Here is a 13,798-nt window from a genome sequence, read left to right as displayed (position 1 = left end):
CGGGTGGCTTCGTGCACTCGCCCGCGTAAGTTAGCAGCGAGTCAGCCAGGTTACTTGCCAGCTTCCTCCGTGCGCTTGGCGTGGATGAGAGCCAGCTCGATATTGTCCTCGAACACATCGACAGGCTGTGCGCCCGAGACGAACTGAGTACCAACGAGGAAGCCTGGAATACCGGAAATGCCCAGCATGGAACCGAACTGGGTGGCATTCTCGACCGCCTCGGTCCACTTGCCGTCCTTAAGCTCCTTTTCAAAGCGCTTCATGTCCGGCACACCGGCCTCACGAGCGACGGCAATCAGTTCCTTTTCAGTGAACTCCGGGTGGCCCTGGCCCTTCTCGCCGGCCTTCTTAAACAGCGCACGGGAGAATTCCCAGAACTTGCCCTGAGCTGCCGCGGCACGGCCGGCCTCAGCGTCCTTGATGGCCTTCTCGCCATTGATGGCCATGTCGTTCCACTCCAGGCGGACCAGTCCCTCATTGACGTACTTTTCCACGAGGGCAGGCTCGGTTTCGTTTGTGAACTTCGCGCAGAACGGGCATTCGAAGTCCGAGTAGATCGAGATTACGACCGGCGCATCCACTGCACCGAGAGCAAAAGGATCATTTTCATTGCGGCGGTGGACATTGTCCATATCCTCCGGGGACTTTAGCTGCGCTCCCGCCTTTGGGCCGTAGATGCTGGCGTCGAAAGAGCCATTCGGGCCAGGTACAGGCGCAATTTCCCCCTTGCCTGGTGCAACGCCCGCCATGTTGACGGTGCTCACGCCGTTGAAGCTAGCCGAACGCGAGCCAGCGAAGAAGCCCGCTGCGCCGACAACGATCAATGCTACGACAGCTAGCGCCCATGCGGCGTTCGGAATCGAGTACCACGACTTGGTTTTTCCATCACTGTCGGCAGACCAGGACTCCAAGTCCTGCTCAGTGGGTACCGGCTGAGAAGCCTGCTGGGGTTCCTGCTGTGTCCCCTGCGGCGCTGCGTCTGCCGAGGGCTGCTGCGAATCGCTGCTGTTGTCAGCGGCGATGTTGTTCTTATTTTCTTCGCTCATGGCTTCTATGGAACCACAGCCTCAGATTCACATGCGCTTAGCGTGCCGATTAGTCGGACGGAGCGTTGTTCTCGACGTTTGTCGCGCTGTCTTTTTGGCTGCTGTTCTGGCTGCCCGAAATCACAATTTCTTCTTCCGGACGCACAGCGGTCTTCAAGGCCACTGCACGAGCCAGTCGTGCGTAGCGCAGCTCCTGTTCGCGGAAGCGGATGTAGGACGACACCGTGGTAAACACGAACGCCAACACCAGTACGTAGAGCAGCAAATCGGTGCCTCGGTTCACACCAATCCAGTTGGCCACCACGGTCAGATCGTCGGGACGCACGATTGCCCACAGGCACGCGATGACGAAAACGACGAATCCCAGTTTCACGCCCGCCTTGGCGCGCGCTTTACGACGGTTAGCGACGAAGTAAGCCACCAGGCCCACCATCGCCAGCAGCAAAATAATTTGAACGATGGATGCGGTCATGGCAGCCTCTTCGAAATCAGGGAGTCGGCAAGGATATTGACACCGTTGAACAAGGATTGTCCTTTGGACATGGAGTATTCCGTGTAGAGGATATCCACCGGCTGCTCAGCGGTACGCCAACCTCTGCTGTCCATGACCTCGACAAATTCGGAGGCATGGCTCATGCCGTTCATGCGCAGGTTCAGTTGCTCTGCCACCGTGCGGTTGAAGGCGCGCAGGCCGTTATGAGCATCGGTAAGCCCGAGTCGGCGCGTGCGTGGTGACAACATGACTACCGTCTTGAGGACAATTCGCTTAATCAGCGGCACCTGGTCATCCTCGGCGCGAGGGCGGCCGAAACGGGTTCCCACAATGATGTCGATTGGTTCGGTGCGCAGTCGCTGCACCATAGCGACGACGTCCTTGACCTGGTGCTGGCCATCGGCGTCGAAGGTGACAAAGTACTTCGATCCAGCCTGCGCGCGAGCGTATTCCACGCCGGTCTGGATAGCGGCACCTTGACCCAAATTGACAGGGTGGTTGACCAGGTGAGCGCCGGCCCTGTGGATCTCCAGGCTGGAGTTATCCGAAGAGCCGTCGTTGACCGCGACAATGTTGGGGAAGGTCTCGCGAGCGTGCTCGAGAACCTCACGAATAACCTGGCCCTCGTTGTAGCACGGCACAATCAGCCAGGTGTCCGAGAAATCCATGTTGTCAGTCATCGCTCCGAAGCCTACCGCACAAACAATCGTCGATATGCGCGTGACATGAGCTGAGTTGGCAAAAGTCGGAAAAGTGTCCGCACCGCCAAGTTAAATACCGCCCGCGGCCGGGAAATCAGTCCTTCAGCTACCAGCGTGCGCTGGAGCTGGCGTTCACTGCGGATGATGCCGCGCGAGGTTCGTCGCTCGAACATGCCGTCGGCGCGGAAGTACACCAGCGGCTCGGGCAGATTCTTAAACTTCGCGCCGGCGGCCATGAGGCGCACCCAAAGGTCATAGTCCTCCATCAGACGGATGTCGCGATATCCGCCGACCTCACGCACTTTCGCCGTGCGCAGCATCGAGGAGGGGTTATTTACAGGCGAATTGATCTTGATATAACCCGCAATCTCGGCGTGCGTCTGCGGCAGAGTCCGCACGCGCACCACATTGTTCGGCGTGCCCTCGAACTCCGCCATTGCACTGCCCAATACATCCAACTCCGGGTCAGCGGCCAGCGTGCCCCACTGCTTTTCAAATCGGTCCGCACGCGCAATATCGTCCGCATCCAGCCGCGCCACCCATGGGGTCTCCACCAGCTGAAGACCCGCCTGCGAAGCCACTCCCGAGCCACCATTTTCCGCACACCGCAGCACTGTCATCTCCGAATGCGCCTGTTCATGCTTGACGACGACCCGGTCGAGTTCCTGCCCAATCGGGCCATCGATGACCACAATGACGTGCGCGGCCGGACGCGTCTGGTTCCACAGCGACTGCAGCGCAGCATCGAGCTGGTCGGGGACGACGCGGTGGTAGACGGTCATGAGAACCGTGAGGTTAGTGATGGTGGACATGTGAGTCTCGAACCTTGGGAGTTGCAGGGGGATATGGACGGTGCTTCTTGGGACGGCATCGGATGCGGGTGGTGTTATTCCACCGCAAAAGCCTCCGATACGGCTGACCTGGCAGCACGTGGGGAAAGTGTGCGCAGCGCAAGCAGGTGAATGGCAACACCTACTGCAGAGCCTACGGCGATAGCCGCGACCGTGCGTACCGACAGGTGCCCAGGGAGGAAAAGAATGGCAACGGCGATCGTGGTCGCAGCCATCCAACCGATCAGATACATATGGTGCTTTTCCACTGCCAAGGTGACCGAGCCGGTAATCATCAACATGGCGGTCAACGTCGCACCGAGCGTCAGCGCCGCGAGCACCGGCCCGGACACGTGATAGCTGTCGTCCAGGATGAGAGTCATGATCCACGGGCCGATGAGCCATGCCAGGCCCGCCCCGAAGGTGCCGAAAGCAGCCAACGCTCCCAACGGCTTGGCCAGCGCTGCCAGTACACCCTCGGAGCGATGCCGGACAAAGCTCACAATGATGGCGTTTTGGAACTTCTCCAAGGGCATGAGCAGCGGAGCGCGGGTCAGCGTTACGGCGTAGGCGATTCCCGCAATGGTCACCGCTGCGGTGAAGTTGTTGGCATGCGGAGGGGTAAGTGACTCGGCTATCCCGGCGCCAGTGGTGACCGCTTCGCCGGCAATCTTGACGATTGTCGGAAAACCTGTGACCAGCACAGCAGATGCGCCAGATGCGCCCATGGCCGTGACCATGAGAGTGATGAAGCGGCGCACCGGGACGTCGGCACGCGCGAACATGACCGAGCGAGTTGCCGAGGAAAACAGCGCGAGAATAAGCCAACTGACTGTCCCGAACACCGTGATAATCAGCCAGGCCAGCAGGCCCCAGCCGAAGTACCAGGCGACGAGTGCCAGTGCTACGCGCACGAGAATGTCGATCATGATTAGGGCGGCGTAGGGGCCCCACAGCTGGCGGCCGCTGAGCAGACCCGAGGTGGTGGCCTGCATGGAGTACAGAGCAAGGCCAGAGGCCATGAGCAGAATTGCAGTGCCGGCATCATCCTGCACGACCAGTGGGGCCCACAGCGGACCCGTCACTGCCATGGTGATGAAAGTAACTGCGGCGACGCCCAGGGAAACTGTGATGGGACGAGCGCCGAGAGTTTGACCCGCTTCCGAGGCTTCCCGCTCCCGCCCCTGATCTTGCTCCCGCTCCCGTGATTCCGCAGCACCGATTGCGCGCGTGGTCTCCTGCATCAGCCCGCCGAGAACACCCGTGAGCGCGAAGAAAAGCCCCCAGAACGCCACAAACTGCAGATTTACTGCATTGGGAAGTGCGCGGGCCGAGATAATCAGCACCGCGAAGCTGCCTATCGCGGCGACAATCGTGGCCAGCGACAACCATTTGAAACCGGACATTGACAGGCCTCTAGCTCTCTAATCCTTGGCCTTCGAGTAGCCGAGCTTTGCAAACTGAGCAGCCAGCTTCTCGACCACGATTGGAGCACCATTATCGCCGATGCCCTGGTCAGCAGGGGAGCGCGTTGGGTCAGTGGGGAAGTCCGGCAAGGAGCTGCGTGACAGCCAGGAGTCAAAGATGACATCCAGGTGCGAGGTGGTGATGCCACGCTCACGGCACACGCGGTTGGCCAGTGCGCGGAAGTCCACTGCATCGACCACACTGTGGCGGTTAGTGGTGGTCCACTTGCGCACCAGGTCGAAGAACACCTCGTCGCCCAGCAGCAGACGCAGAGCGTGCACAGTCAGCGCGCCGCGCTTGTACAGACGGTCGTCGAACATCAGCTTTGGCCCTGGGTTGGCAATCACGATGTCCTGCTCTTCCTCAAGCAGATCCAGGTAGTGCTTGCGGGCGTGCACATCTGCGCTGGCACCACCGCTGACCTCGGACCACACCCACTCGGAGTAGCAGGCAAACCCTTCGTTGAGCCAGATATCGCGCCACTGCGAAATGCCGACACTGTTGCCGAACCACTGGTGCGACAACTCGTGGGCGATCAGTCGATTCCACGTGTCCTTGCCGTCGGCGTGGTTGGCACCGAAGATGGAAAGCCCCTGAGCTTCAATGGGGATCTCCAGGTCATCCTCACAAATGACCACCTGGTAGGCGCGGAAGGGGTAAGGGCCAAAGAGCTTGGCGAATTCATCGAGCATGCGCCCCTGATCGCGGAAGTCATGGCGAGCATTGGCCACCAGCTCAGAAGGCACCCACGCCACCACAGTCGAGGTTTCACACGGCAGCTCGACCTTCTTAAACTGACCGACATTGATGGTGGCCAGGTAGGAGGCCATGGGCTCCTCGGTGACAAACCGCCAGCGGCGGCGCGATCCGCCCACGTTCACCGGAGCGTCGGCAAGCCCTGGTGCGACGACCTCGTAGGGAGCGTCGGTGACCATCGTGAACTCGTAGAACGCCTTGACCTCGGGATCGTCATCGCAGGGGTACCACGATGCCGCGCCCACCGGCTGCGATGCCACGAGCGCACCGTTTTCCAGTTCCTCCCAGCCAATTTCGCCCCACTTCGAGCGCACCGGACGTGGCGTGCCCGAGTAAGTGACAATCAACTGCAGCGTCTCGTCGGGAGCTAGCTGGCGGTCAAAGGTGACTCGCAGCTTACGACCCGAATGGCGCCAACGCTTCACATCGATAGAGTGTGCCTGCGAATCGGAAATCGCATCCACCGAATCGGCCCCCAGCGCATCCGCAAAGTCGAGCGTGATGTGCGAGGTCCAGGCGTTGATCTCGATATGCAGAGTCGCCGTCGCCTTCAGACGATTCGGCCCGACCCGATAGTCGAGGTCCAGCTCGTATTTGTTCACCCGGAAACCCAGGTTGAACGCGATACCGGTATATGGATTAGTGAAATCAGCGCTACTCACGGCTGTTACCTTACTTGAGCTTGTTCCACAGCCACGTAGATATGAGCGCCTCGACAAACGCGACCTGCGAATTATCCGCTGCGCCCGCGTGCCCGCCCTCTGTGTTTTCGTGATAGTCCACCGGCTGTCCCGCCTCTTCCAGCAGCCACGCCAGGCTCCGCGCATGCGCCGGGTGGACACGGTCGTCCCTGGTGGAAGTCGTAATCAACGCCGGTGGGTAGGCGCGCTGCTCTCGCTTGACGACGCGCTGGACCGGCGAATACTGCGCAATTGCAGCCCGCTCGGTGGGGTCGTCCGGGTTTCCATACTCGGCCATCCAGGAGGCTCCCGCGGACAGCCTGTGATAGCGCATCATGTCCGCCAGCGGCACCTGGGACACCACTGCGCCTACCAACTCCGGGTAGGAGGTGAGGCAGACAGCGGTCAGCAACCCGCCGTTGGAACCACCGCGCACGCCCAGCTGTTCGCGCGTGCAGTAGCCACGTGCAACAAGGTCGCGCAGCACGGCCTGATGATCCTCATAGACCCTCATCCGCTCAGTCTTGACCACCGAGGAGTGCCAGGTCGGACCGAATTCGCCACCGCCACGCAGGTTGGCCTCCACGAAGTAACCACCGCGCTCGAGCCAGGTCAGGCCACGAATCGCCGAGTACTGCGGGACCAGCGAGACCTCGAAACCGCCGTAGGCGTGCACGAGGGTTGGGGCTGGGTTCGGAGTGGGTGCGTCTGTGGTTGTCTCCGCGCCTGTGCCATCACCTGTACCAGCGCCCGCCTCCGCGCCGAAGCGGCCGGTGATGCGATACGGAATGCGCGTGCCATCGGCCGAGGTCGCCCAGTGCTGGCGTGTCTCCATCCCCTCACTGTCGAAGAGCGCCGGAGCACGCCGCACTTCCGTGAGCGGGCTGCCGACTTGCCCGTACCAGAGGGTTGCCGGCTGCGTTGCCGAGGTCGACACCAACCAGATCTCATCATCGCGTTCAGAGGTCGTATCAATCACGCTCACAGTGGCCTGCGCAGGTAACTCGCCGAAGGCCTCCACCGGCTCCCATGAGGCCTCGCGCAAGACAACCAACTTCGTCGCGACATCCTCCAACAGCGTCAGCACCAGGAAGTTCTTCGTCCACGCGAGCTGCTGGAACGACGTGTGCGCATCCGGGGTGAAAATCACCTCCACCTCACGCGAGCCTGCCAGCCACTTTTCTAGCTCCACAACAGCCACGCCACCAGCCGGAATGCCGTTGAAGTCCGTGCGCGGCATCAGCACCAGCCACTGCCTATGGACACTCGTTCGGCAGTCCTGCGGCACCTCCAGAATCTGCAGCGAAAAGTCCCCATTCTGCTGCGCCGCCAACTTGCCCGAACGCTCCGCTGCCACGAACCGCTGCGAATTATAAAAATCATGCGCACGCTCGACAAACAGCCGCTCGAAACCCTCCGTCGCGTCGAACCAGCCGCCCACGGCCACATCATCACTGTGGCCCGAGAAAATCACATCCGCGCTTGACGACGGCATGCCGCGCCGCCACCTACGTACCTGCCGAGGGTAGCCCGAATCCGTCAGTGACCCGGGACCAAAATCACTGCCAACGAGAATCTCGTCACGGCCCAACCAACAGACATCGGACTTCGCCTCCGGGAGGTAGAACGGCTCATCCTTGACAAAAGTGCAGTTGACGAGGTTAAACTCCCGCACCACGGTGGCATCGGCGCCGCCGCGAGAGAGCAGAATTAACGCGCGGTCATACTCCGGATAACGGCACACCGTGCCCTTCCAGACCCAGTTTTCTCCTTCGGCTTTCGCCAGCTCATCGAGGTCAATCAGCACTTCCCACTCGGTCGCCTGCGGATCTTCCTGGCCAGCCAGATAGCTCTGCAACGAGGTGCGCCGCCACAGACCCCGCGGATGCTCGGCATCCCGCCAGAAGTTATAGAGGTACTCGCCGCGCCGCACCGGGTATGCGATCCGGGCATCGGTGTTGAGCGCAGTCAGGATGCGTTGTTCCAGGTTGGTGCGGTCGCTGGTGTCGTCGGCAAGCGAATCGACGCCTGCGACGCTGGCCTCCGACTGCGCGCGAGCCCACGCCAGCGCCTGGGAGCCGTCGATATCGTCCAGCCAATCGGGGACAAGGTCAGTGGAGAGGAAGGAGAAATTGTTGCCCAAGTCGGTGTCCGTGTCGGTGCCCATGCCCACCACCGTAGCCGACAGCAGTAGGTAAAACCGGGACTCGCGCGTGAAGTAAAGGCAAGTCGTGCGTAGACTTGTGCACGTGGCTGAACATTTTGATCTTGTAGTACTCGGCGGCGGTCCTGGCGGATACGTCGCAGCAATCCGTGCATCCCAGCTGGGTCTGAAGACCGCTGTGGTGGAGAAGCAATACTGGGGCGGAGTCTGCCTCAACGTTGGCTGTATCCCATCCAAGTCTCTGTTGAAGAACGCCGAGGTGGCGCACATTTTCAACCATGAGGCTAAGACCTTCGGTATCTCCGGCGATGTCTCCTTTGACTTCGGTGCCGCACACGCGCGTTCGCGCAAGGTGTCCGCGGGCATTGTCAAGGGTGTTCATTTCCTGATGAAGAAGAACAAGATCACCGAAATCAACGGTTTCGGTGAATTCACTGGTCCGACCTCCATGGCCATCACTGATGGCGATGACGAAGGCAAGGAAATTACCTTCGATAAGGCGATTATTGCGACCGGCTCTGTCGTCCGTTCCCTGCCGGGCGTTGAGGTCGGCGGCAACATCGTTTCCTACGAAGAGCAGATTCTCTCCGACGAGCTGCCGGACTCCATGGTTATCGTCGGCGCTGGCGCCATCGGTATGGAGTTCGCATACGTCTTGGCTAACTACGGCGTGGATGTCACCATCGTCGAGTTCATGGACAACGTTCTACCGAACGAGGACGCAGACGTCTCCAAGGTTATTGCCAAGGAATACAAGAAGCTGGGCGTCAAGCTCATGACCGGACACAAGACCACCTCCATCGTGGACAATGGTGACTCGGTTGAGGTCAAGGTCGAGGCCAAGGATGGCGGCGACGAGCAGACTCTGACCGTCGACCGCGTTATGGTCTCCATCGGCTTCGCACCGCGCACCGAGGGTATCGGCCTGGACAAGGCTGGTGTTGAGTTGGGCGAGCGCGGCGAGATTGTCATCGACGAGTACATGCGCACCAACGTCGACAACATCTACGCCATCGGTGACGTCACCATGAAGCTGCAGCTGGCACATGTCGCTGAGGCACAGGGCGTTATTGCAGCCGAGCACATGGCGGGTCACGAGACCGAGACTATCCCGGACTACAACATGATGCCACGCGCAACCTTCTGTAACCCACAGGTTGGTTCCTTCGGTAAGACCGAGGCACAGGCCAAGAAGTGGGCAGAGGAGAACGGTCGCGAGATTAAGGTCTCCACCTTCCCGTTCTCTGCAAACGGTAAGGCGCAGGGTCTGGCGGAGCCGGTTGGTTTCGTGAAGCTCATTGCAGATGCCGAATACGGCGAGCTGCTGGGTGGCCACATGGTGGGCGCCAACGTTTCCGAGCTCATGCCGCAGCTGGTTCTGGCTGAGAAGTACGAGCTGACCACTGAGGAAATCGGCCGCGCCGTCCACATTCACCCGACCATGTCCGAGGCCATGAAGGAAGCAGCCGAGGGCGTTATGGGCAAGATGATCAACCTGTAAGAGGTTGTGGCTCTGCCCTGGGGCCAGTTTTCGCTGGTCCCGGCTCAGGCAGATACGAGTTAGTGCTTAAGTTTATGACAGTTTGACCGTGAAAATCGGTGCGAAAGTGTCATAAACTTAAGCACTTTCTTTTTTTTGGGGTCTTTCTTTTTGGGGTCTTCCCCCGCAAATCAAGCCTCCGCAAACAGGCCGACCCTGCGCCCGTCGTAAAGCGAATTAGTACGGTGAGACGGTGGAACGGTGCATGTTGATGTCGATATCCCGATGAATCGGCGGGAACGCGCGCTGCGGACATGCCTCGCGGGAGCAGACCCTGCAGCCGGCACCGATCGGAGTGGCGGCGTCGAGGTCCGCGAGATCGAGACCATCGGCGTACACAGTGCGCTCAGCGTGACGGGCCTCGCAGCCCAAACCGATGGCAAAAACCTTGCCTGGCTTGCCGAAACGCGCCGCATGATGTTCCACGGTCCGCGAGATCCACATGTACGGCCGACCATCCGGCATGAGCGCGACCTGCCGCATGACTTTGCCGGGATAGGAGAAGGTCTCGTAGACGTTCCACAGTGGACAGGTACCACCCGAATGCGTGAAGTGGAAGCCCGTGGCGGATTGGCGTTTGGACATGTTGCCCGCGCGGTCGACGCGCACGAACGTCCACGGAATACCGCGCAAGCTGGGCCGTTGCATTGTGGACAGGCGGTGGCAGATGGTCTCGTAGCCGACTCCATACGTGCGCGACAACAGCTCGATGTCGTAGCGTTTCGACTCAGCCATCGCATGGAACGACTCATACGGCAGAATCAGCGCCGCCGCGTAGTACGTCGCGACTCCGCGTTGCGCCAGCTTCCGCGACTCCTCCGACATGAAATGCCCGGACGCGACGGCCTCGGAAATGGTCTCCCCCTGCTCCAAAAACCCCAGCTCCGTGGCCATGCGGAAGGCCCGCTGCCCCGGCGAGAGGTGCCGCGCGAGGTAGAGCGTCTTCGTCCGCCGATCAAGGCTGTGCTGAACATCGCCTAACGACGATTCCAGCGCAATCCGAATCCCATGGTCGTTGGACAGCCTGTCGGCCAGCACAGAGACCACATCGGTGGTCTCATCGGTGATGCGCAGCTCGCGAGCCAGCTCCTCGGCGGCGGTGTCGACCGAAGCGATGTAGTTCTGGCGGGCATAGAAGTAGTCGCGGACTTCCTCGTGTGGCATGGTCAGCGCCTGTGAGCCGGAGGCGGTGTCGGTGCTGTTGCCGAAGTTGCGCTCTTCGGTGGCCAGGGAGAGTTTGTCGGTGACGTTGCGGTAGCGGCGGTGGATGTCCACCATGATGCGGGCGATGTCGGGGTGGTTGCGGACCATTTCCGAGATTTCCTGCAGGTCCATGGGGGACTTGGCGATCTCTTTGTCCATCACCACATCTTGGACCTCAGCGAGGAGGCGGGAGTCGTCATCGCGGGAGAAGAAAGTCGCGTCAACGCCGAATGTGTCCGTGATACGAAGCAGAACAGGAACGGTCAGCGGGCGGACGTCGTGCTCGATCTGGTTGACGTAACTAGCCGAGAGACCCAACGCCTGCGCGAGCGCGGCCTGGCTGAGGTCGCGCTCGCGGCGGAGCTGGCGGAGGCGGGATCCGACATAGGTTTTCGACATACTGCCCAGCATATCGCGGGCTTTGCTGAATTTGTGTAGAAAACCGTTGCAAGCTTTGCTTGCGTGTGTAGGTGCTCAGGTTCTCTGGCACGCTTCACGACGGCCCGGAGTCGACACGTCGATGAACACACAAAAACACCCAGCGGTGGCTGCAGGTGCAGCCCTCGCTGGGTGTTGAAGCTAGGTCTTAGACCTAAGCCCTAAGCCGAGTGACTTAGAACTGACCCTCCTCGGTGGAGCCCTTCAGGGCGGTGGTGGAGGAGTTCGGGTCGACGGTGGTGGCGATGCGGTCGAAGTAACCAGCGCCAACCTCGCGCTGGTGCTTGACAGCGGTGAAGCCGCGCTTCTCGGCAGCCTCGAACTCGCGGTTCTGCAGGTCGACGAATGCGGACATCTGCTCGCGAGCGTAGCCGTAAGCCAGGTCGAACATGCCGTAGTTCAGGGCGTGGAAGCCAGCCAGGGTGATGAACTGGAACTTGAAGCCCATCTTGCCCAGCTCGTTCTGGAACTTGGCGATCTCGTCCTTCTCGAGGTGAGCGGACCAGTTGAAGGACGGGGAGCAGTTGTAAGCCAGGAGCTGGTCCGGGTACTCAGACTTGACGCCCTCAGCGAACTTCTTAGCCAGCTCGAGGTCCGGAGTACCGGTTTCCATCCAGATCATGTCAGCGTACGGAGCGTAGGACTTTGCGCGCGCGATGCACGGCTCCAGGCCGTTCTGGACGTGGTAGAAGCCCTCGGAGGTGCGGTCACCGGTGATGAACTTCTGGTCGCGCTCATCAACGTCGGAGGTGATGAGGGTAGCGGCCTCAGCGTCGGTGCGGGCGATGATGACGGTCGGGGTGTTGGAGACGTCAGCAGCCAGGCGAGCAGAGGTCAGGGTACGGATGTGCTGCTGGGTCGGAATCAGGACCTTGCCGCCCAGGTGGCCACACTTCTTCTCAGAAGCAAGCTGGTCCTCCCAGTGGGTACCAGCGGCACCAGCGTTGATCATGGCCTTCTGCAGTTCGTAGACGTTCAGAGCGCCACCGAAGCCAGCCTCACCGTCAGCGACGATCGGCAGCAGCCAGTTGTCGACGGAGTCGTCGCCCTCGATGCGAGCGATCTCGTCTGCGCGGAGCAGAGCGTTGTTGATGCGGCGAACGACGTTCGGCACGGAGTTAGCCGGGTACAGGGACTGGTCCGGGTAGGTGTGGCCGGAGAGGTTAGCGTCACCAGCAACCTGCCAACCGGAGAGGTAGACAGCCTTCAGGCCAGCGCGAGCCTGCTGAACGGCCATGTTACCGGTCAGTGCACCCAGAGCGTTGATGTAGGAGTCGTCCTTAACGTTGACGCCTTCCCACAGGATCTCAGCGCCACGGCGAGCGAGGGTGTTCTCCTCGACGACGGTGCCCTGGAGCTCAGCGACCTGCTCAGCGGTGTAGTCGCGGGTGATACCTTCCCAGCGCGGGTTCTCGTCCCAATCCTTCTGGATTTCGGCGGCGGTACGTGCCTTACCAACGTTAGACATAAACGGAGTCACTTCCTTTTGCTTGCTTTTCGAACTCCGGGTGCTGACTTAAGAACAATTCCGACAGAACCGATCTACAGGCTGACCCGATAGTGACCGCGGTGTCGCGTGAATGCAGGGGGTGCTAGCAAAATGCCGTACCCCTGCACGCAAACACGCGAACAAAAACAATGTCCGCTTCCGCGTGCCATGTCTCACATTTTGGGGCATAGCGCTAAGTTCGTCAAGCAGCTTCGGATGTGAATTCAAGTATGTAATACGGATAACACTTGTGAAGATTGCAAACATTGCATTGTGTAGCTTGGCTTTAGTAATTTTCGCCTGTGACCGGCCGGTACATTTGTACTGTTATTTCCCTATGGCGGGCTCGCTAATAATGCTCCCCCCGCTTTGGGGTGATTTATAATTTGGTAATTATCAAACCTAGTCGTTAACGGTGTTTGGGGTTTAGGGGGTGCTTCACTACCCCCGAAATTACGGCCGTAGAGGTAGAAACGGGCTTCTAAATACACTGCCGTTACACCATCAATACCCCGCTGGAGCGTTCCTGGATGGTGGTCAGAGCTTCGGTTGCCATCTCGCTTTTACGGTCTGGTTTGAAGGTGGAGGCTGTCGCGACACGATTGGTCACTGGCCGTTGATACGCAGGTCGCAATAGTAAATGCCTGTGAGGCACGACACTTTCCCATTGCGTGTGGTGTTCCGTGGCTGGAGGAAAGAGCGCCGGGGATGCTGCGGTCAATGCGGGTGGGGGAGGGCTGGTTGTGGCGTCAGGGCTGAATGCCCGAATGGTCATCGGGGAGGGGTGGGGTCTGTTCGCGGGGTGCTCGTCGTAAAGCGAATGAAATGGCAAATGTGAGCGGCGCTATACCGGGCTGGCGGTTGGGGGTTATGAAAAAAGACGGTCCATAAGTGCGCCGAATCACATACAGTAGGGGAACAACGCATCCAGTGCGTGAGCCGCTGACGTGGCTGTGGCTGGATGGGCAAATTGCAATCAATAGTTTTGAGG

General features: G+C 60.1%; 10 protein-coding genes. 1 reads left to right on the top strand and 9 read right to left on the bottom strand.

The features are described 5' to 3' along the window. Positions 1 to 50: 50 nt before the first annotated feature. From HMPREF3042_RS08515 to HMPREF3042_RS08485, 7 genes are all read right to left on the bottom strand, one after another. Positions 51 to 1,046, bottom strand: coding sequence for a DsbA family protein (locus tag HMPREF3042_RS08515; RefSeq protein ID WP_070856799.1), 996 nt, complete (start codon positions 1,044 to 1,046; stop codon positions 51 to 53). 49 nt (positions 1,047 to 1,095) lie between these two features. Then, positions 1,096 to 1,518, bottom strand: coding sequence for a DUF2304 domain-containing protein (locus HMPREF3042_RS08510; protein WP_038627495.1), 423 nt, complete (start codon positions 1,516 to 1,518; stop codon positions 1,096 to 1,098). Continuing rightward, positions 1,515 to 2,207, bottom strand: coding sequence for a glycosyltransferase family 2 protein (locus tag HMPREF3042_RS08505; RefSeq protein ID WP_038629309.1), 693 nt, complete (start codon positions 2,205 to 2,207; stop codon positions 1,515 to 1,517). The genes HMPREF3042_RS08510 and HMPREF3042_RS08505 overlap by 4 nt, the downstream gene beginning before the upstream one ends. Positions 2,208 to 2,230: 23 nt before the next feature. Then, positions 2,231 to 3,052: a glycosyltransferase gene (locus HMPREF3042_RS08500; protein ID WP_070856798.1), complete on the bottom strand. Its 822-nt coding sequence runs from the start codon at positions 3,050 to 3,052 to the stop codon at positions 2,231 to 2,233. 74 nt (positions 3,053 to 3,126) lie between these two features. Next, positions 3,127 to 4,476 carry a polysaccharide biosynthesis protein gene (locus tag HMPREF3042_RS08495; RefSeq protein WP_070856797.1) on the bottom strand — a complete coding sequence of 450 codons (1,350 nt, stop codon included), beginning with the start codon at positions 4,474 to 4,476 and terminating at the stop codon, positions 3,127 to 3,129. Between the two features lie 18 nt (positions 4,477 to 4,494). Next, on the bottom strand, positions 4,495 to 5,955 hold the full coding sequence (locus tag HMPREF3042_RS08490; RefSeq protein WP_070856796.1) for a M1 family metallopeptidase: 1,461 nt from the start codon (positions 5,953 to 5,955) through the stop codon (positions 4,495 to 4,497). Between the two features lie 10 nt (positions 5,956 to 5,965). After that, positions 5,966 to 8,140, bottom strand: coding sequence for a prolyl oligopeptidase family serine peptidase (locus HMPREF3042_RS08485; protein ID WP_083327453.1), 2,175 nt, complete (start codon positions 8,138 to 8,140; stop codon positions 5,966 to 5,968). Between the two features lie 82 nt (positions 8,141 to 8,222). On the opposite strand from HMPREF3042_RS08485, the gene lpdA reads away from it, so the two are divergent. Continuing rightward, positions 8,223 to 9,638, top strand: a complete 1,416-nt coding sequence (lpdA, locus tag HMPREF3042_RS08480) for a dihydrolipoyl dehydrogenase (RefSeq protein WP_038629314.1) — start codon at positions 8,223 to 8,225, stop codon at positions 9,636 to 9,638. A 216-nt stretch (positions 9,639 to 9,854) separates the two neighbouring features. On the opposite strand, the gene ramB is transcribed toward lpdA, so the two are convergent. Together ramB and aceA are read right to left on the bottom strand one after the other, a co-directional pair. After that, entirely contained in the window at positions 9,855 to 11,279 is a 1,425-nt protein-coding gene (ramB, locus tag HMPREF3042_RS08475; RefSeq protein ID WP_246822383.1) for an acetate metabolism transcriptional regulator RamB, read from the bottom strand. Positions 11,280 to 11,493: 214 nt separating this feature from the next. Then, positions 11,494 to 12,786, bottom strand: coding sequence for an isocitrate lyase (gene aceA, locus HMPREF3042_RS08470; protein WP_070549779.1), 1,293 nt, complete (start codon positions 12,784 to 12,786; stop codon positions 11,494 to 11,496). Positions 12,787 to 13,798 lie beyond the last annotated feature (1,012 nt).

Source organism: Corynebacterium sp. HMSC074C05 (assembly GCF_001838325.1).
Taxonomy (GTDB): domain Bacteria; phylum Actinomycetota; class Actinomycetes; order Mycobacteriales; family Mycobacteriaceae; genus Corynebacterium; species Corynebacterium amycolatum.
The sequence above is the reverse complement of the archived record's forward strand: the minus strand, read 5'-3'. Positions and strand labels throughout refer to the sequence as shown.